Source organism: Pseudomonas sp. UBA5666, assembly GCF_002420785.1.
Lineage (GTDB): Bacteria > Pseudomonadota > Gammaproteobacteria > Pseudomonadales > Pseudomonadaceae > Aquipseudomonas > Aquipseudomonas fulva.
The window spans coordinates 122,988-143,440 of the sequence record NZ_DIIQ01000041.1 but is presented as its reverse complement, the minus strand read 5'-3'; the positions used below and the strand labels follow the sequence as shown (position 1 = coordinate 143,440).

The window sequence follows — 20,453 nt, the reverse complement described above, 5'->3', positions numbered from 1 at the left end:
TGGGCCGCAAAGCGGCCCCAGGATTGCAGCTTCGCAGCGGATATCCCGGGGGCCGCTGCGCGGCCCATCGCGGCACGAGGCCGCTCCCACAGGGGGGGCCGCGTAGGCGGAACGCCAGGAGGCGTGTGCCGAGCGATCTCTTTAACAGCCTAGGCTACCGCCCAAGCCCACCCCACCCGTCCAATCAGCGGCGCGCATCCAGCCGCGCCACGTCACCGCCCGGCAGGGTCGGCTCTGGCACAGGGCTCAACCACACATTGACGTTGTCCACGCTGTCCTGGTTGAGCTGACCCGCCCAACGATTGAGCAGGAACAGATTGGTGATGAAGTCATACTGCGTCTTGAGCAAATCACGACGCGCCTTGAACTCGTTCTGCACGCTGGTCAGCACATCCACCGCGTTGACCACCCCGTAACTGAACGCCTTCTGCGCCGCTACGCTGGACTGCTGGGCCGAGGACAGGGCGTTGCGGTTGGCGCGGATCTTGTCCACCGCCGCCTGGGCCGTGAGGAAGGCCGTGGTGGTTTCCTTCACCACCTGGCGGCGAATGCCTTCGAGCTGTTCTTCGGCCGCCAACTGCTCGTCATACAAGCCACGCACACGGGCCGAGGTGGAGCCACCGCTGTAGATCGGGATCTTCACCCCAAGGCTTGCCACATAGCTGTCGCTGCGCGGCGCCTGGGTGTTGTCGTAACCCTGGTCACTCTGCTGGGCGCTCAGGCTCAGGGACAGCTGCGGATAGTGCTCGCCCTTGCCTTCACGCACGGCCGCCATGGCCGCCTCGGCACCGCTGCGCGAGGCCTTGAGCTGCGGGTTGGTTTCCACGGCCTGGGTCAACCACTCCTGCAAAGGGCGGGTGGGCGCCTGCAGCGCGACATCGTTACGCACCCGGCTCAGCGGCTCGGTGATGGGCCGACCGACGATCTCGGCCAGCGCCTCACGGCTGACCTGCACCTGGTTGCGGGCTTCCACCTCCTGGGCGGCCAGGAAGTCGACGCGCGCCTGCATGTCCAGCTTGTCGGTGATCTTGGCCATCTGCCGGTCGAACATGCTGGTGACACGGTCCAGGTTTTTCTGAGTGGCGCGACGCTCGGCCTGCACCAGCGCCAGCTCGTCGTCGGCGGCCAGGGCTACGAAGTAGCGTTTGGCCAGGTCGACCGTGGCTTCGGCCAGGGTATCTTCGGCCTGCTGGCCCTTCTGGTCCTTGACGCTCTTGGACTTCTGGTACCGCTCCCAGGCCGGCTTGTTGTACAGGTACTGGGTCAGGCTCAACGAATAGCTTTCGTTGTTATAGATGTCGCGGTCGATCTCGTTCTTGCGCAGCACGCGGCTGGTGTTGGCGTTGGCCGACACCTGCGGCAGCAGGCCGCCCAAGGCTTCGCGCTGCTGGGCTTCGGCCGAGCGCGCGCGGGCATAGGCGGCCAGCACCCGAGGGTCTTCCAGCCTGGCCTCACGGTACAGGCCGGCCAGGTCCAGCGTGTAGGTCGACGCCGACACCGCTTTGGGCACGTCAGCCGGCGCGCCCTTCCCTTCCACGGCCACCGCCTGGCAGGCGACCATGCACATCAGCATTCCAGGTAGCAAACGCAGCACAATCATTCCTCGATCAGCGATTCGGCGAACATGTTGCGGGCCGGTTTGAGCAGGTACTGCAGCATGGTGCGGTCGCCGGCGTTGATCAGCACTTCGGCAGGCATGCCGGGGTGCAGCTTGCGACTGCCGAGCTTCTTCATGCCATCTTCGGTCACCTGCACACGCACCAGGTAGTAAGTGTCGCCGCTGCGCTCGTCGGTCAGGCTGTCCGCCGAAATGCGCACCAGCTTGCCCTCGATGACCGGCGTGGTGGCCTGGTTGAAGGCGGTGAAACGAATGTCTGCGGTTTTACCCAACTCCAGACGGTCGATGTCCCGCGTGGCCACCTTGGCCTCCACCACCAGCTCGGACTGTGCAGGCACGATATCCAGAATCGGCGTAGCCGCGCTGATCACACCACCAATGGTGTGCACCTTCATGTCCAGCACCATGCCGCTTTCGGGTGCGCGTATCACCACACGCGACAGGCGGTCACGCAGGGCTGCTTCTTTTTCCTGAAGGTCGAAAACCTGAGCCTGAACGTCAGAAAGCTCGTTGGCCACGTCGGAATCGAATTTCTTCTTCAACTGCACGATCTGCAATTCGGTTTCACCAATCTGCAGATTGGTCTTGGTGATGTTGGACCGATGGTCCGCCACTTCGGTCTTGAGCATGTCCAGCTTGCGCTCCTGCTCGAGCAGGCGCTGATTGTCCACGAAGCCTTCGGCCAGCAACTCCTTGAGCTGCTTGATTTCACCGGTGTACGACTTCTCCAGCCCGCTCTTGGTCCCGATCATGTCGTTCAAACCAGCGATCTGCTGTTTCATCTGCTGGATGCGCTCGCGGTTGACCGAGATCTCACCCTGCAACGAGTTGCGCCGTGCGTTGAACACCTGCAACTCACCCGCCATGGCCTCTTGAGCACGGACCGAGTCGGTGCCATCCATTTTGACCGGCGGGATTTCGTTCAGGCCGTCGCGCTCTGCCCGCAGGCGTGCTTCTTTATAGCGCGCCACGATCAGCTGGTTGCGGGTGGACTCGTATTCGGCGCTGAGCTGGGATTCATCCAGCACGATCAGCGGGTCGCCCTTCTTGACCAGGTCGCCGTCACGGGCCAGCAGTTCCTTGACGATGCCGCCCTCAAGGTGCTGCACGGTCTTGCGGTAGTTCTGCACGGTGACCACACCGGAACCATGCACAGCGTTGCTGAGTGGCGCGAAGGCCGCCCAGCTGCCGAAAATACCGAATGTAACGAAGACGATGGTCAGGCCGATGCGGCGAATGCCGCGGTCGGACGTGGGCATGTCGTCGAAATTGTGATCGAAGGTAGTGATCGCTTTACTGCTCATCTAGAAATCCTTTCACACGCCGGTGCTGGTGGTGGTGGCAGGCGCGGCAGCGGGGGCTGCGGGCGGCGCGGCATTGGGTGCAGCGGGCGGGGTGGCCGGTGGCGTGGCATTGGGTGCAGCAGGCGGCGCGGCCGGGGGCTGGCCAGGCGCGGGCTGAGCGACCCGCTGCTGGCCTTTAGCCTGTTGCGCTGCCAGCTCGGCGATCACGCGGTCGCGTTCGCCGTACAGCGAAATGGTACCGCCCGACATGACTAGAATACGGTCCAGGCGGGTGAGGATGTTGGGGCGGTGCGAGACGATGAAGACCGTGGCACCGGTTGCCTTGAGCTTTTGCAGGGCCACGCCCAAGGCGCGTTCACCCACGTCGTCTAGGTTGGAGTTAGGTTCGTCGAGCACTACCAGGCGCGGGTTGCCATAAATGGCACGGGCCAGACCAATACGCTGACGCTGACCGCCGGACAGGTTGACGCCGTCGCTGCCGATTACCGTGTCGTAGCCATCGGGCAGCATGAGGATCATCTCGTGAACGCCGGCCATCTGGGCCGCTTCCACTACCTTTTCCGGGTCGATCTTGTCGAAGCGGGCGATGTTCTCGCTTATGCTGCCTTCGAACAGCTCGATGTCTTGCGGCAGGTAGCCGACGTATGGGCCAAGGGCCTGCTTGTCCCAGCTGGCGATATCAGCGCCGTCGAGGCGGACCACGCCGTGCTGTGGGGGCCAGATGCCCATCAGGGCACGCACCAGCGTGGATTTACCGGCGGCACTTGGGCCAACGATGCCGACGATGGAGCCGGCCGGGGCCACGAAGCTGATGCTGCGGATGACCGGGGCCTTGGCGCCAGGCGGGGCGACGATCAGGTTTTCGACCTGAATGTGGCCTTCTGGGGCTGGAAGCGGCATGCGCTCAGGTTCGTTTTTCAGGTCGTCCATCACTTTGCTGAGGCGGTCGTATTGGACTTTGGCGGCGACGAAGCCTTTCCAGCTGCCGATCATCTGGTCGATGGGAGACAGCGCGCGGCCCAGCAGCAGCGAACCTGCCATCAGAAGGCCGGGGTTGATTTCGTGCGTGACTACAAGATACGCACCAATGGCGAGCATGATGGACTGGGACCAGATTCGGAATGTTTTGGAGGTGGAGCTGATAGCACCTCCCTTATCGCTGGCATTAGACTGCAACAACATGATGTGCCGCTGACGCTTGGCCCACCGGTTCATTAGGGTATCAAGCATACCCATCGACTCGATAACCTCGGCATTACGCAAGGTACGGTTCGTTACCACGTTGGAAGCGACGTTCTCCTTGTTCGCTTCAGCCAACGCACCGCCAGTCGACCTATGATTGACGACTGCCAACACTGTCAACACCGCGCCGCAGAACAGTGTCATCCAGCCGAACCATGGGTGGAACAGGAACATCACGATGGTGTAAATGGGGAACCACGGGGCATCGAAAAATGCGAAAAGCCCTGGCCCTGTAAAGAACTGGCGCAGCGAGGTGAGGTCGTTAAGGGACTGCGCCGTTGCATCGGAGCCGCCGCTATTCAATGCACGCTTGAAGCTTGCCCTGTACACATCGCGGCTGAGCATTACATCCAGACGGTTACTGATACGCACCATGATGCGCGAGCGTACCCACTCCAGGGCACCCATAGTGGCGATCAACACGGTCATAATCAGCGTGAGCATGAGTAAGGTAGAGGTGCTACTGGAAGGCACCACACGGCCCGAGATCTGAATCATGAAGAACGTAGGCACCAGCATCAGTGCGTTGACGAAGAAACTGAAGAAGCCTACCGAAAGGAAGCTGCTTTTGCAGGCTCTGAGGGCGGCTTGCAGAGTGTTTTCGGATTGATAACTCATGGTGTCCGTACTGGAGAGTGGCGAAAGCGGCGGGCAGTGTAACACCCACCAGAGAAGGCAGCGTGTCAGATTGCTCCTTGAGCCGCTTTGTTCAGCGACGAACAGTAGAATTTCATGAAATGTTTGAGCAGAACGGAAACAGGCAGTTGCTTGAGTGGTCAGAGTGACCAACGGCTAGACACCTTTAAACCGACGAAAACTAGACGCCAGAAAACCATCGAAAGTAGTCATATGCGCATTTCAATATCCTAAATCTTTGATTTCAAGCGAATTTTTCGAATTCCGTAACGTCCTACCCTGGTACTCAGTTATGAACAAAAAGCGGCGAAAGATCGTCCCTCTTATAGCTAAGTTCCCCACTGATATGAATTTTTTTTTAGATTTCTTGGTTGACATCTTGCCCCTCCGGCGGCATCTTCGCCACTCGCAAGGAGCCTTCAATGGCAGTTCAGTGTATGCACGGGTTTGAGCACGTTAGCTACCAGTGTTATTGCTTAAAAGGAGCTTAACAACGCCATGTCTATGCCTTCGCAAACCCTGGACGGCCTGAAAATCAGCTCCCGGGTCACCCTGCTCGAACCGGGCATGTATATCTTCAGATTCGCCTCACAGCCTCCGGCAGACAAGCCTGTCTGCATCGCGTTGCAACAAGCGCCGCTAGGTAAAGGCTCCATCGATTTCTTCCCCGCCGAAGGCGTCAGCAAAAATATGCTGACCAAGCTTGGCGACACCATCGTCGCCAGGGTCAAAGGCGGTGTCACCACCGTGCTGATCACCGAGTACCACATGTTCGACGAAGTGATCGAGCCTGTGGATTTGCGGATTGATCGCATCGACACCTCCCCCGCCATCATGCGTACCTTCGCAGTAGTGGCGAGCACCGACCCTTCGCAAGCCATCGCCGCCAGCACCAAGCCGCTGCCGATTACCTTAACCGCCCACCTGAGCCAAAGCGGCGAAGTCGTGTCCGGTGAAGGCTGGGTTGGCGAGCCGGGCGCCGATGAATTTATCGATTCTTTCGCCATCGACTGGGCCGAGAAGCCTGTCGGTGTCGACCTTCTTTATACCTGCATGGTGGCCGGCTCCGGCCCATGCCGCAATGTCTCGACAGGCACCACAGTCGGCGCCCGTGGCCAGGGGCTGCCGCTGATCTGTGTTGGTTTCAGCCTGGTAGGCCCACTGCGCAAGCATTACGAATTAACCGGCCTTGTTGTTTTCAAAGATACGGAACCACAACGCCTGGTCGCGAATCAGATGATGCACGGCCCCACCGGCAACGAGCCGCTGGTGGCCTTGCACCTCGCTTTAACACCCGTAACGAAGATGAACGCTGCCCGCCTTAAGTCTCCGTGGGAAAACTCTGCGTCCGAGCAGAATACGATTGCAGCGGGCCACATGGCCTGAAGTAACAGGAATACATCATGCAATACGATAGCCCTCAGTCGAGCAGCGCTCTGCAAGACACTCTGAACGCCGATAGCGCCAACCTGTCCGAAAACACCATCGCTGCCATCAGCAGCCTGCTGAACCTGGACACCGTTGAAAACGTCAACATCGCCGGCATCGAAGGCAACGTTGTTCAGCTGCCAACTTCCGGCCAAGCTGACATCGTTCTCGGCGAAGTCGAAGGCGCCCAAGGCGACCAAGTTGTTGTCGACCTGGCAGCTGCTGAAGCCGCTGGCGTTAACGCCTACGTGCTGCAAAGCGATGCCAACCTGGTTGTTGACCTGCAAGGTCAAGCAGCTGCTGGCGACGTTCAACTGTTCGCTGCTGCCCTGGCTCCAGCCGTTGATACTTCGGCCATCGAGCTGGTAGTTGCAACTGGCAACGGTGACGACGTCATCACTGTCAAAGGCGACCAGAACACCCTGATCGATGCTGGCGACGGCAACGACACCATCGTGACCGGCAACGGCAATAACACCGTTATCGCTGGCCTGGGCAACAACAACGTGACCACCGGTTCGGGCGATGACACCATCATCCTGAGCGGCAGCGACCACGCTGACATCGTCAACGCTGGCGCTGGCTTCGACATCGTTCAGCTGGACGGTTCGCGCGACGACTACACCTTCACCGTCGGCAACAACTTCAACGTCAACCTGACCGGCAACCAAACTGCCGCCATCACTGACGCTGAGTTCCTGACCTTCGTTAACGGTGACACCACCGAAACTGTAGCCCTGGCTCACAGCGACGAAGAAGCAGCTGCCCTGCGCCTGTACCAAGGCATCCTGGGTCGTGACGCTGATGCATCCGGCGCCAAGGACTTCACCGCCCTGGTAAGCGAAGGCACTTCGCTGACCGACATCGCCAACCAGTTCCTGAACTCGGCTGAGTTCGCTGGCGCTGCTTCGGCCCAAGACATCAACGAGCTGTACCAGGCTATCCTGGGCCGCGCCGCTGATGAAGAAGGCTCGACTGCATGGCAAGCCGTGCTGGCCAACGGTGGCAACCTGAACGACGTAGCTGCTGGTATCGCTCTGTCGAACGAAGCCATCCAGCTGGATCAGTCGAACGGTGACTTCGTCCGCGAACTGTACGAAAACGTACTGGGCCGCGAAGTTGAGCAAGAAGGCCTGGACGCTTGGGTATCCCAGCTGTTCAACGGCACCAGCCGCGCCGAAGTGGCCGCTGGCATCGTTGGCTCGGCTGAAGCTGCTCAGAAGTCCAACAGCGACTTCATCGACTCCCTGTACCAGTCCGCACTGGGCCGCGAAGCCGATGCAACTGGCAAAGCTGCTTGGGAAGCTGTCCTGGACAACGGCGGCACTCACGCCGACGTGGCCCTGGGCATCGTTGGTTCCAACGAAGCCATCGCAAACATCGACAACGTCGTTGTACTGCACGGCCAAGTGTAACTAGCCCTGTCGTAGCGAAACGTACACCCGGCCGCAAGGCCGGGCGTATGCCAAAGGGGGCGGCTTTCGAGTCGCCCTTCTTTTTATTTTTTGTAGCCAAGCCAAGCTTATGTCCAGACAACTCGACCATGGGCGAGAAACGCTCATGGACATCTTCCACCGCCACCGTCAGGCCAACGAGCAAGACGCGGCGGCAACTGCACTCGAACGTGCGTTGCAGATCCCCGAGTACCGGGCCGAAGCACTCGTATGGAAAGGCATCGCGGCCCTGCCGCAGACGCCCAAGCTGGCTTTTTTATTTTTTGCCGAGGCCGCAAAGGCCCTGCCCGAGCGGGCAGATATCCACGCCCTGGTGGGGCGTAGCTTGCTGGCGCAAGACCAACCCTCATTGGCCACGCGCTACCTGACCGACGCCTGGAAACTTCAGCCCAATGACCTTGGCCTGCGCCTGACCCTCTGGGAGGCCCGCAGCCTTTCGGAAACACCTGCGGACGTGCGCCGGATGATTCTGGCCCACCTGCCCGATATCCATACAGGCAAAGAGCTGGCGGTTGTGCTGAAGCTGCTGGCCGCACAAAGCGATGCTCCCGGTACTGTCGGGGTTGTGCGTTATCTGCCGGATCAGAAGGAAATCCAGGGCTGGGCAGTCGATTTGCAGAACCTGCAAGTACCCGCCTCTATTCAAATCGAAGCCAATGGCGGGCGAATCAACGCGACCGCAACTGTCAGCCATCCGCTGCTCAGCGCAGCAGGCCTGCCGGCAAGCCATGGCGGGTTACGGGTGAGCGTGCCTAACCCAACGCCTGCGGTTACGCTGCAGTTCGCCAATGGCACCCCCCTACTCGGCAGCCCGGTTTACGCCATGCCAGTCTTCGTCCCCCCTGCTAGTGCGGGTGGTAGCGAAAATAACCCGGTGGATGTGTTGATCCCGGTTTATAACGGGCTCGAAGAAACACTGGAGTGCATCAACAGCGCGCTGGACGCCCGCAAATTGAACCGCACTGCGCATCGCCTGGTGGTCATCGAAGACAAGACGCCCGTCCCAGCGCTGGCCAAGGCACTTAAAGTGCTGGCTGCCAAAGGCAAGATCACGCTGATACAAAACGCCGTGAACCTTGGGTTCATCCGCACGATGAACCGCGCCATGGCCCTGAGCCCGAACAAGGACGTGGTGTGGCTAAATGCCGATACCCGCGTGCACGGTGCCTGGCTGGATCGCTTGCGTGAAGTGGCCTATAGCGACGAACGCATTGCATCGGTGACGCCGTTCACCAACAACGGCGAGTTGATGAGCTTCCCACGCAGCCAGATTTGCCACGACATGCCCAGCGCCAAGGCGCAGGCCGAACTGGATGACCTGGCCCGCCAAGTCGCCAGCCCGCCGGTGGAAATCGAGACGGGCTGCGGCTTTTGCCTGTACATCAAGCGGGCGGCGCTCGACGAGGTGGGCTACCTCGATGAGGTGCACCTGGCACGCGGTTATGGTGAAGAAACCGACTGGTGCCTGCGCGCCCGCAACCATGGTTGGCGCCATATGGGCGCGCCCAATGTGTTTGTGGCGCACCAGGGCGGTATTTCGTTCGGGGCCGAGAAGGTACTGCGTGTGGCGATGAACAACGCCATATTGCGCAAACGCTACCCCGACGCATCGGCGCGCTATAAAGCATTTTGCCTGCGCGACCCCATCAAACCTGCACGCCAGGCTCTGCAGCAAGCTCGCCTTGACCAATTGGCACGTATGCCGGTAAGTCAGCGGAATGCATACTGGCAATCGGGTACTGACCATACGCTCCGCATTCACGATGGCTCCATGACAGAAGCGGACTTCGGTTTGAGTTATCACCGGAGCAGCCACAGCACCTGGGTGCTGTTGACTGCTCCATTGAGCCATCTACCGCTGAATCTTGAATTCGAACTGCCGAACGATTTCGCCCGTTTGGTCGAGTGCCTGCGCAATCTACCATTGCAGGCAATCTCGTATGAGCACTTGGCACGGTGCCCGGTGGGCTTATGTGACCTGCCGGCAATGCTGGACATTCCGTATAGCATCCAATGCCGTGATGACCGCTTGCTCGATCAACAGGGTGATTACGACTGGCAACGGTTTGCCCGTGAGGCTGCAAACGTCGTGTTGCCGTGGCCGGCGCTAAAGCCCATCTATAGTGAAGCGTTGCCAGACACCAAGCTAGTGGTCGAAGCAACCCCGGTTGATAACGAGGCTCCCAAGTATGCGCCGCAGTCGCTGATGATCGGTGACAGCCTGCGCGATCAGGGAACTGCCATTGCCTGGCTGGATGCCGCTCGTCACATAAGCCAGGCCGGGCTATCCATCCGTTTGCTTGCGCACACCGATAGCCCTTGGCTGAATCAGTTGCAGGCCACCGGGAGTGTCCAGCTTTTACCTGAAGTGGAAGGCTTCAGTCTGGCCGAGCGTGCCCAAGCCGCTGGCTGTGAGGGTGTGCTGAGCCTGACCAAGAATTCTGGCAATGGCTGGATGGCGCATGGCTTGGCGACCCAACTGGGCGTACCAATGTTTGCCCGCCCTACCCCGCTGAGAAGCGACAAAGGGGCAATCGACCTTATCAATTTGCCTTTGACCTTGAGCCTGGCCCAATGACCGAACACGTTATGGAACAACCGCAGACGGAAGTGTCCGCCATTCAACATAATTTCAGCGGGGCCATACTCGGTCTTCAAGGCGATGTGCTGCACGGCTGGGCAATGGACAACACGCAGCAAGAATACCGTCCGGTTGTAGAAGTACTCATTGATGGCGCCAGCGTGGCAATCGTAAGGGCTGACCAGTACGAGCCAAGTGTACCTGCAGGCGACCGGTTTCACGGTTTTGCAGTGCAATTACGCCAGCGCTGGCTTGATGAGGCCCGGTTGATCACTGCTCGGATAGCTAATCAATCGTTTGTGTTGGGCGGCCAATTGGCGCTCCCAACAGTACCCACTGTATCCAGTGAAGAGAGCGCTTCGGTCGCGTCCCAGGTTTGGCACACGGGCGGCCTGCGTGTGGGGGGTTGGTGTTGGGATCCGAAAGCACCCAATCGACACGTAGATGTAACGGTACGGGAAGGCGACCGAATAATCGGGCAAACCACATGTAATGAACACCATCAAGCATTGGTCTACCGCGCTACAAGTGACCATGGGTTTGGTATTGATCTACCTTGGGAATTGGCTGATGGCAAATTGCATGTTCTAGAGATCGTAAATGATCTAGGCCAAGCTTTGGCAGGCAGCCCTATTCGTTTGTGCTGTCTGCCTGAGGGAATTGAAGGGCTGCTCCGGCAGCTGGACTCTGCGCACAACGGAGCAGAATTAGCTTTATTGACCGAAGTTGCTAAAGAGCAAAGTTTGCGTTTGCCCAAAAGCGCTGGATGGGAGCACTACCCGCGTTGGTTCGAAGCGTTCCAACGGATGGATGAGCAGCAGACACCGCAACTGCAAGGTAAGCTGGGCGTGTTGATGCTGAGCGACGGGAATACCCTTCATGAAAAAATCAGCCTTAACAGTTTGGGGGGAAGCCATGTTTCCGCACATCCAGTGTCTATCGCAGCACCTAGCAACGTGTTGCCAGCTTTGGCTGAGCTGCTTGAAGCCGGTTGTGATCGGATTCTACCGATTACATCAGGAGACCGCCTCGCCCCTAGGGCGCTACCGCACCTAAGTGCATTACTTGATGATGGTAGCGCGTGGGCATACGCGGACTGCGACCGGGATGGTCCACAAGGCGAACGCAGCCTGCCCTGGTTGAAGCCAGTGTGGGATCTAGACCTGTTCATTGGCGCCGATATTTTTTCCCCTGGAGCGATTTACAGCGCCAACATCATTAAGAACGCATTGTCCCTGCTTATTAGCGACAAAAATAACGCTGAAGTAAACGTCGATGACCTTACCGCTGGCGTCGCACTAGCTACGCAACACGCCCGAGCTAGGGTAGCTCATCTGCCCCGTGTGCTATACCACCGCTCTGTTCAAAGACCAGCAAGCCCAGAGCAGACACAGCCGTGTCCGCAGCGACTGCAAGCAATGAGATGGTTGTGCGAGAATCTAGCACCTGGTGCGACGGTGAGCCAATTGGTGGATTACCCAGCACTGCTCAGAGCACACTGGCCGTTACCATTGGAACTGCCCCGCGTGAGTCTTATCGTCCCAACGAGAGATAACTACAAGCTGCTGCATGCTTGTGTCGAAGGACTGCTTAACGAAACCGATTACCCCAATCTAGAGATTATTGTTGTCGATAACCAATCCAGTGATCGATTAACACTAGACTATCTCCGCAAACTGAGTACACGCGGTGTAAAAGTGGTATCCCATCCCTATCCTTTCAACTACGCGACGATCAACAATCGCGCTGCAAGCTTCGCGACAGGTGAGTTGATTGGCCTAGTAAATAACGATATTGAAATCATAGAGCCCAACTGGCTAAACGAAATGGTCGCTCAAGCTCTCCGACCTGGTGTGGGCGCAGTGGGCGCTAAGCTATTGTGGCCGAACATGATGGTGCAACACGGTGGTGTAGTTGTTGGAGTTAATGGACTTGCCGCCCATACAGGCAACTCATTAGAACAGCGGGATGCTGGTTACTTGGGCACTAATCAAATCACACGTCGACAAAGCGCGGTCACAGCGGCATGTTTACTGTTACGGAAATCGGTGTTCGACTCCGTAGGCGGGTTGAACGAACGTGCATATCCAGTCGCGTTCAATGACGTTGATTTATGTTTGAAGATTCAGCAACAAGGATTGCATGTACTCTGGTGTGCGTCCGCCCGGTTGATTCATGCAGAATCAGCAAGCCGAGGAAAAGATCTCAGCCCAGAAAAAATGGCAAGAGCTACTCGTGAGCAGAATCACTTCAGGAGCACTTGGTCTAGTCCTGAGAAGTCTGATCCTTATTATCATCCAAACCTGAGTATTGACTATCTATCTGGGCCATACGGGGGCTTGGCCTTTCCCCCCAGAGACGTAGCGACCCGATACTCCAATTGACAGCATTGACTCACGGGAACGAGTAAAAGAATTATGAAAATTACTGTGGCGGGTACTGGATACGTCGGGCTGTCAAACGCAGTTCTATTAGCGCAGCATAATGACGTTCTGGCAATTGACATCCTTCCTGAAAAAGTCGAAAGGATTAACAAGAAATTATCTACGGTAGCTGATGTTGAGCTGGAGCATTTCCTGGCAAATGAGGAGCTCAGGCTTCGCGGGACCACTGACAAGCGCGAGGCTTATTCAGAGGCTGAACTAATCATCATCGCTACGCCCACCGATTATGACAGCCACACAAATAAATTCGACACAGGCTCGGTAGAAGCAGTTATAGCGGACGCACTAGAAATAAACTCCAATGCTGTTTTTTTGATTAAGTCCACCATCCCCGTAGGATTCACCGCAGAGGCAAGAAAGAAATTCCAACATCCCAACATCTTTTTTTCTCCCGAATTTCTCCGAGAAGGCCGAGCACTGTATGACAATCTCTACCCGTCAAGAGTGATCATCGGCGACGACTCAGAAATGGGCAAATCAATCGGCCAGCTATTTTTAGACGCCGCTCACAAACCCGATGCGAAGTTAATACTTACCAACTCTACAGAAGCTGAAGCTATCAAGCTTTTTTCAAATACATATTTGGCAATGCGCATTGCGTATTTCAACGAACTGGACAGCTATGCTATATACCACAATTTGAATGCCCGCCAGATCATTGATGGAGTAAGCTTGGATCCGCGCATTGGGCAGCATTATAATAATCCGTCTTTTGGTTACGGAGGCTATTGCTTACCCAAGGACACCAAGCAGTTGCTCGCAAATTTCTCCAGCGTTCCAAATGATTTAATTGGAGCAATTGTATCATCTAACCGGACAAGAAAAAATATAATTGCAGATGAGATAATCAAGAAAAAGCCGACAGCTGTTGGCATATATCGTCTTATAATGAAATCAGGGTCCGACAATTTCCGTTCTTCCTCGATTCAAGGGATAATGAAAAGACTAGCTTCCAGCGGAATCAAACTTTATATATACGAACCCAACTTGAACCACGCCGAGTTCGAAGGGAATCATGTAATCAAGGACCTGGAAGAATTCAAGTTGCGCTCTGAAATAATACTTGCCAACAGACTGGACAGTAGACTTGAAGGTGCGCTCGAAAAAGTTTACACGCGAGATCTTTTTGGAAACGACTAAAGACGATGAGATGGGATCTCAATCTTTCCTCAAACCAATTAACTTTATGAAGATTTCGGATAACTGACATGCCCAGAGTCACGAAGAAAACGCAACCTAAGCCGCATTCAACAAAGCGTTCTGCGAGCCAGACTGCGAATACCACTCAGGTTTCGACGCAGTCAACAGCAAGTGAATCTTCGATAACCGAGGAAGCAAAACTTGAAACCGATGTACATCGGCTGAAGCTCCAAGTGAAGAAAATGGAACATCTTGCAGTCGAAGAACGCATAAAATTTGACGAAATATGCCATTCTCTGCTCTCTCAATTACATAGCACGCAGGAGCAACTTGAAGCTATTTGGAATGAGCATGAACGTGCAAATAGTGAGCGCGATCAATTTAAAGAGCTTTTCTTCTACACACTATCAAAGAACTCAAATTTTTGGCTCTACAAAAAAATCTCAGTAGAGCTGGCTCCAAGCAAGTCAAGGCTCGAAATCGACATATACCTTAAAGATACGTATATCAATGACGAGCGATTCGACGAAACGAAATTTAGATTGGTCATCGACAACGGCACTGCCGGATTGATTTTCCAAGCCGCTAAGCCTGGCGAGCCTACGATGATTAAAAAATGGTCACGTGAGCAACTAAGCGCGCAAGAGCTATGTTGCATGCCGGCCCAAGGATCCAGCTTTGAAAATGCCAACGCTACGTTAATGAGTCTAGGCACTACTGACTGGCTTAGGGTTAAAGATCTATTCAAAAAACTCGGATACTTCTTCGAGAATAGCTTAGACACGATCCCATTCAGCGATGAAATTGCCATTCAAATATCGCGGGCGCTCAAGAACACTAACACTATTCTTGATAATTGGCCGAAGATATTGCGTTATGATCAAGTATCACTTGAAGACTCTACTGACTTCGACAACTACAACGCATTAAATATTTGTTTGCACAATGCATTGATAGGCGACAAAGTTATTGAAAGATTCCCATACACGATGGCTACTACCTATACTAGCGAAGAGCTGACCCAAGAGCATCCGCGGCTAGAGTTTTCGGAACTATGTCAGCACTTAATCGAGAACTGGTATGCTGAAACACAAGATGATCGTGGTGCTCGACTCGAACTTAGATTTGCTTATCCTAATGCTATGGATATCGAGGTATGGCATAAACTCAGTCAGAGGGATCAAATCCTATTGGCAACCATACTCAGTGGAGCAGAGCGGCAACTGTCCGAGCTTGAAATTACGCCTGAACTGAGCAAATTGGACACCGCAGCATGGCACGAGGTCGCAAGAACTATGCGAAAAGCGTTAGGAGACTATACCCTGCATAGTCGAATAAGAAATGTTCACCGGACTTGATGATTCCGAAACGCAGACAGTTAAGATCATGCAATGGTCACTACTGCGCATCAACACTAAATCCTAGCCGAATGCAAGTATTAAACAATGCTCAACACATTCAAGAAGTTCCTCAGAAAAAGCAAAGTTTCAAATCAGGCTAGCGTAGAAGATACGGAAACAGAAAAGCCATACCATGAAATGCCAGCATTACGTATCGCTGAATTGAAAATTGGCGAGGGATGGGCATCGAACACAATTAATACGACCATATTTCGGCATCATGCGATTCTCACGATGAATGGTGCGCAGTACACAGCTTTCTATGTAAATACCACCACGCTACGGATTATTAAGAGAGACCTTGCGACAGACTGCCTAGAAAGTCACGACATATCAGGTACTTTCAACCTGCATGATGCCCATAATGGAATCAGCTTGGGTCACGACAGAAAAGGCAGGATTCATATAACGTACGATCATCACGCATCCCGGCTCCAATATCGCATTTCTCGCGAGCCGCATACCATTCATGACTGGACTGAAAGCCGGTCTATGACGGATGCACATGAAGAGAATGTAACTTACCCGTCATTTATACTCCCTAGAATGGATTTTCCTCTGACATTTCTATATAGAGATGGCTCATGGAACAAGGGCAAAGCTCGTCTTAAATACTTTGATGAACAGACAGATTCATGGTCTGATTTAAAGGAGCCAGTGCTGTCGGGCGCAGACTTACGTCCTTGGACGGCCAATGCTTACTGGAACCATCCATGCGTCGGTCATGACGGCTCACTTCATGTCTCATATGTGTGGCGCACTCACAGCCTACCGCCGAATCAATTGATCAATAACATCAATGTTTGTTATGCAAAGTCAATGGATAATGGCTTAACATGGTTCACGAGCAAAGGAATTCAATATCAAACCCCTATTACTCCCGTTAATTCAGAAGTAATTTGCGCGATATCCCCAGGTTCTAACTTAATCAACCAATGCGGTATGGCACTCGACAGCAACAATCGCCCTCACATCGTTTTCTATGCTAACGATAAAGATAACATCCCGCAGTACCAACACCTTTGGTTCGACGGGATAAGTTGGCATACGCAGATAATATCTAGTCGCCTCGAAAGCTTCAGTTTACAGGGAGGCGGAACGCTTGAGATACCCATCAGCAGACCAGACATTATAATAAGTGACAATAACGATGCGCATGTCATATTTAGAGGCGATTTGACAGGGGATAGGATGGCAATCCTATCGTTGGAATCTCCCGATTACAATTATAAAAGCTCTAGACTTGCCTTGATAGATCCAGAACCACTGGGACGATCTGAACCGATAATAGATCGCTCTAGGTGGAGTGCCGAAGGCATACTGAGCATGCTGATTCAAAGATGCCAACAGCCTAACCATGACGAACCTAAAGCTGAAACACTTAGCAGCATTAGAGTACTAGATTTAAAACTTCGGAATAAATCATGACCAAGCCGTCTATCGACTCCAAACCGTCCGTTTTAGCACGAGGCAACGAAGCGCTACGGCAAAAGCGGTACGCTGATGCTATCGAACTCTTCGAGTTAGCCAAATCTGCTAATCCTAAGCTGGCTGAGCACATTAACTTCAATATCGCATACGCTCAGCGCTTTATTGATCCTAGTGAAATAATCAAGCTCAGGGCAACCCCTCCGGCCAATGATAAGTCTAGTGAGAAGCCACGACCTGTTTATGAATATCAATTCCGAGTTGAAGCAGTTGATGAGAGTAGTTTGAAGGGTTGGGCAGTAAACACCAAGGTAGCTGAGGATATTTTTGATATTGATATTCTGATCAATGGTCTACCTTATATAACCATTCGCAATGACGGAAACCGACCTGATCTTAAGCGGCACAAAAAATCAACGGGAAAAGGTGGGATCGCATTTCGATTCCCTCCTGCTTTATTTGATAAAGGTCATCATTCGCTTACGGCGAAGATGCCTAACGGTAAAGTTTTCCCTATAAAATCGTTTGACATAAATCAGCCTACCTTGTCATATGACATTCATGGCTCGCCTAGCAAGCGACGCGTTACCGTCATCGTGCCTATATATAATGCTATCGATGACGTGAGGGTGTGTATTGAGCGTTTGACTTCCTATACGGACCCGTCTGTTGATATCATTCTTATCAATGACTTCAGTTCGGACCCCGAGATCTCCAATCTTTTGTCCACTAAACTAGTGCAACAGCGATTCATAGTGGTGCACAACGATGAGAATCTTGGTTTCACTCGAACTGTAAACAAAGGAATAGAGCTAGCTAAAAGCAACGATGTTATTCTGTTGAACTCAGATGCCCGCGTTACACCAAGATGGATTCAAGGTTTGCAGTATGCATTAGTCCGCGATCATCGTATTGCAACAGTAACAGCGATGTCTGATCGTGCAGGCGCCTTCTCGGCTCCCAACATCGGTAATTCAAACGACTTACCCCAAGGGGTTTCTGAATCCGATTATGCCGTCGCATTTAGAAGACGGTCGCGGCGGATCTACCCTGTAGTGCCAACAGGTAATGGGTTCTGTATGTACATTCGTCGGGAAGCAATTGATGAAATTGGCAACCTAGATGAAACGGCTTTTCCGCGCGGTTATGGAGAAGAGAACGATTTTTGCATGCGCGCTAGATCGCGCGGCTGGATAAACATCATCGATGATGCGACTTACGTATTTCATGATAGATCCAAAAGCTTTGGCGGCGAGAAGACAGTACTAATTCAAGCTGGACGCAAAGAGGTAGATCGTCGATATCCCGATTACAAACATGCCATTAAGGTCTTCAGTGAGAGCCCACTCATCGCACTAGCTCGCTTTGCAGCCAGGCAAGCAGTTAATGATTGCCTATCCTTTGATGGTATCAAGCCTCGTGCGCTATTCGTTGTAGCTACCAGTACTGGTGGAACACCGCAGACAAATCGCGACCTGATGCTTGCGTTATACGACTCATGGGAGCCTTGGCTACTACACTGCGACTCCAATACTCTTACCCTTTATAGAGTTCACATAAATGAGGATGATGAGGTAGTGTACCGTCATCATTTGAACGAACCTGTAGATTTACTCACACACACATCTTTTGAATATGACAGAGTAGTAAGTCGTTGGCTGCTGGAAACTGACTTCGAGATTGTTCACATTAGACATTTAGCTTGGCATTCACTCTCTTTACCCAGTTTAGCGAAGCGATCTGGCGCACGCGTGATTAATTCGTTCCACGATTTTTATTCACTCTGCCCTACTGTCAAACTATTAGATGGTGACGACTACTACTGCGGCGGCGACTGCACTAAATCGACGTCGACACGTAATTGCTCTAACCCTCTTTGGAAACAAGAGCAACCGGCACTTAAGTCTGGATGGATTAATACTTGGAGAGAACGATTCCAAAACGCTTTAGCGGATGTAGATCAATTTATTACAACATCTGAACACGCGAAGAATACCATCTTAAATTATCTTCCAACAGTCCCAACTTCTCGTTTTCACGTGATCAATCACGGGCGCAATTTTGATGGTTTTGCGAGCCCGGTTTTGAAACCCCTCGCTGATGGGGATAAAATTCGAGTCCTGATTCCTGGCAATATAAATAGCGCTAAGGGGGGGGACTTCATTCAAGAAATTCTCCGTCATGACGTAGACCAAAAGATAGAATTCCATATCCTTGGCGCTGTTGACGGCGCAATGACCAATCAATTCTCTACTCACTGGCAAGATAGGATAATTTGCCACGGAGCCTATCAGCGGGATGACTTTGCAAAGCATGTGGCTTCAATAGCCCCACACGTCGGTGGCATCTTCTCAATTTGGGACGAAACTTGGTGCCATACTCTCACTGAGCTATGGGCTTCAGGCATACCCGCTTTGGTGCTAGATTTCCCAACAGTTGCTGAGCGCGTGAGGAAATCCCAAGCAGGTTGGGTTTTACCTAGAGGCGACGCGGCCTTCGCTTGCAAATACATCGTTAGCGATGTCGTCGCTGAGTATGCAACTGTCCTATCCCACGTTTCCACTTGGCAAAAAACTGAAGGCTTATTCAGAAATACTCGCTGGATGGCAGCGCGTTACCACGATATTTATACGACACCCCGCTATTCGGATTCAGCACCGGCGCTTTATAGTTCTAAACCCAATACAAGAATGCTCGCGGTTGTATGCCCTAGTAACCAGGCCCAAACAGATGCCCCAGGCTCCACTTACGTGCGTATCTGGGAGCACGCACATAATACTCCAGACAGTTCCTTCGTTCATTGCAAAATGACCCCGGACCAACTTGTAGTGGCGGTGCAATCAAAGGAGGTTTCTAAAGCGATTATTCAAAGGACTGCGCTCAGCGAAAAACACATCAATGCATTGATACCGTTTGTAAAATCTGGTGATTTTAGTTATACGTTTGACTTAGACGATAATTTGCTAGCCGTTCCGGACCATATTGATAGAAACGGAAAGTATAAAAAATATGCTAACACACTAAATAAAGTCATCAATAATGCGGCAGTTGTCACCGTTTCCACCGCACCTTTACTGCATGAGCTATCAAAACATCATAGCTCAGTAGAAATTATCCCCAATACTCTCAGCCGGCGTCTATGGCGACGACCGTTGATCAAAGCTAAAAGCACTGACTTCACAGTACTTTACTTTGGAACAAAGTCTCACAAACAAGATTTTGAGATGATCTACCCTGCATTAAAGAACGTTAAGTCCGCATTTCCTGAACTGAAAGTTTTATTAATCGACATTCTTGAGGATGGGTATGATTTACCGGATTGGATCGAGAACTTCACAGTCCCTTTACCCAATAGAAAGTACCCAGACTTTGTCGAATGGCTAAAGGATATAGCCAAGACTGCAGATATTGGGATCGCCCCACTTGAGCACACACCATTCAATGCATATAAGTCTAACCTTAAGGCGTTAGAATACGCTGCACTGGCTCTCCCCGTCATCGCCTCCCAATGCGGCATTTATGAACCTATCAGCCGAACGGCGCCGGCTATTTATACGATCCCTAATGACACTGCCTCATGGGCGCAGGCCATAACTGAATGTATATCTAAGCGAACTGAGCTAGAAGTACTCGGCAACCGAAACCGCGAGTGGGTGCTGACCAATCAGCTTTCGAGTGGAGGCTATGCTGATAATTCGCTAGTGAACAAAGCTTTTAGCGATAGTGAACCTGCTTCACTGCATCGCGACATTATTATTAAGCAGCGGAGCTAGGGCTA

At 53.3% G+C, this 20,453-nt stretch carries 11 protein-coding genes; 8 read left to right on the top strand and 3 right to left on the bottom strand.

The annotated features are described in order from the left end of the window. Window positions 1-184 precede the first annotated feature (184 nt). From B2Y33_RS17620 to B2Y33_RS17610, 3 genes are read right to left on the bottom strand one after another with little or no spacing between them, the layout of a single operon-like run. Window positions 185-1,600, bottom strand: a complete 1,416-nt coding sequence (locus B2Y33_RS17620) for a TolC family outer membrane protein (RefSeq protein WP_027914282.1) — start codon at window positions 1,598-1,600, stop codon at window positions 185-187. Next, window positions 1,597-2,922 (bottom strand): HlyD family type I secretion periplasmic adaptor subunit, encoded by a 1,326-nt coding sequence (locus tag B2Y33_RS17615; protein WP_028687424.1) that lies wholly within the window; start codon window positions 2,920-2,922, stop codon window positions 1,597-1,599. The genes B2Y33_RS17620 and B2Y33_RS17615 overlap by 4 nt, the downstream gene beginning before the upstream one ends. Window positions 2,923-2,934: 12 nt before the next feature. Beyond that, window positions 2,935-4,782 carry a type I secretion system permease/ATPase gene (locus B2Y33_RS17610; RefSeq protein ID WP_104925929.1) on the bottom strand — a complete coding sequence of 616 codons (1,848 nt, stop codon included), beginning with the start codon at window positions 4,780-4,782 and terminating at the stop codon, window positions 2,935-2,937. A gap of 522 nt (window positions 4,783-5,304) precedes the next feature. Between B2Y33_RS17610 and B2Y33_RS17605 the strand changes: the two genes are divergently transcribed. From B2Y33_RS17605 to B2Y33_RS17570, 8 genes are all read left to right on the top strand, one after another. After that, window positions 5,305-6,186, top strand: coding sequence for a hypothetical protein (locus B2Y33_RS17605; RefSeq protein ID WP_104925928.1), 882 nt, complete (start codon window positions 5,305-5,307; stop codon window positions 6,184-6,186). A gap of 17 nt (window positions 6,187-6,203) precedes the next feature. Continuing rightward, complete coding sequence (locus B2Y33_RS17600; RefSeq protein ID WP_104925927.1) at window positions 6,204-7,643, top strand: DUF4214 domain-containing protein; 1,440 nt, start codon at window positions 6,204-6,206, stop codon at window positions 7,641-7,643. A gap of 145 nt (window positions 7,644-7,788) precedes the next feature. Further along, window positions 7,789-10,260 carry a glycosyltransferase family 2 protein gene (locus B2Y33_RS17595; RefSeq protein ID WP_104925926.1) on the top strand — a complete coding sequence of 824 codons (2,472 nt, stop codon included), beginning with the start codon at window positions 7,789-7,791 and terminating at the stop codon, window positions 10,258-10,260. Beyond that, window positions 10,257-12,647: a glycosyltransferase family 2 protein gene (locus tag B2Y33_RS17590; protein ID WP_104925925.1), complete on the top strand. Its 2,391-nt coding sequence runs from the start codon at window positions 10,257-10,259 to the stop codon at window positions 12,645-12,647. The genes B2Y33_RS17595 and B2Y33_RS17590 overlap by 4 nt, the downstream gene beginning before the upstream one ends. A gap of 33 nt (window positions 12,648-12,680) precedes the next feature. After that, a complete protein-coding gene (locus tag B2Y33_RS17585) occupies window positions 12,681-13,847 on the top strand; it encodes a nucleotide sugar dehydrogenase (RefSeq protein WP_104925924.1) in 1,167 nt (388 codons plus the stop codon). Window positions 13,848-13,915: 68 nt separating this feature from the next. Continuing rightward, the gene (locus B2Y33_RS17580) at window positions 13,916-15,205 is read left to right on the top strand and encodes a hypothetical protein (RefSeq protein WP_132579062.1); all 1,290 of its coding nucleotides are present in this window, start codon (window positions 13,916-13,918) and stop codon (window positions 15,203-15,205) included. 87 nt (window positions 15,206-15,292) lie between these two features. Then, window positions 15,293-16,675: a BNR repeat-containing protein gene (locus tag B2Y33_RS17575; protein ID WP_104925922.1), complete on the top strand. Its 1,383-nt coding sequence runs from the start codon at window positions 15,293-15,295 to the stop codon at window positions 16,673-16,675. After that, window positions 16,672-20,448: a glycosyltransferase gene (locus tag B2Y33_RS17570; RefSeq protein WP_104925921.1), complete on the top strand. Its 3,777-nt coding sequence runs from the start codon at window positions 16,672-16,674 to the stop codon at window positions 20,446-20,448. Before B2Y33_RS17575 ends, B2Y33_RS17570 begins: the two co-directional genes overlap by 4 nt. Window positions 20,449-20,453 lie beyond the last annotated feature (5 nt).

Bases quoted from the DNA above. Each gene is read 5' to 3' on its own strand.
- B2Y33_RS17580 (WP_132579062.1), top strand. From the start codon at position 13,916: ATGCCCAGAGTCACGAAGAAAACGCAACCTAAGCCGCATTCAACAAAG.
- B2Y33_RS17610 (WP_104925929.1), bottom strand. From the start codon at position 4,782: ATGAGTTATCAATCCGAAAACACTCTGCAAGCCGCCCTCAGAGCCTGC.
- B2Y33_RS17575 (WP_104925922.1), top strand. From the start codon at position 15,293: ATGCTCAACACATTCAAGAAGTTCCTCAGAAAAAGCAAAGTTTCAAAT.
- B2Y33_RS17605 (WP_104925928.1), top strand. From the start codon at position 5,305: ATGCCTTCGCAAACCCTGGACGGCCTGAAAATCAGCTCCCGGGTCACC.
- B2Y33_RS17585 (WP_104925924.1), top strand. From the start codon at position 12,681: ATGAAAATTACTGTGGCGGGTACTGGATACGTCGGGCTGTCAAACGCA.
- B2Y33_RS17620 (WP_027914282.1), bottom strand. From the start codon at position 1,600: ATGATTGTGCTGCGTTTGCTACCTGGAATGCTGATGTGCATGGTCGCC.
- B2Y33_RS17615 (WP_028687424.1), bottom strand. From the start codon at position 2,922: ATGAGCAGTAAAGCGATCACTACCTTCGATCACAATTTCGACGACATG.
- B2Y33_RS17600 (WP_104925927.1), top strand. From the start codon at position 6,204: ATGCAATACGATAGCCCTCAGTCGAGCAGCGCTCTGCAAGACACTCTG.
- B2Y33_RS17570 (WP_104925921.1), top strand. From the start codon at position 16,672: ATGACCAAGCCGTCTATCGACTCCAAACCGTCCGTTTTAGCACGAGGC.
- B2Y33_RS17595 (WP_104925926.1), top strand. From the start codon at position 7,789: ATGGACATCTTCCACCGCCACCGTCAGGCCAACGAGCAAGACGCGGCG.
- B2Y33_RS17590 (WP_104925925.1), top strand. From the start codon at position 10,257: ATGACCGAACACGTTATGGAACAACCGCAGACGGAAGTGTCCGCCATT.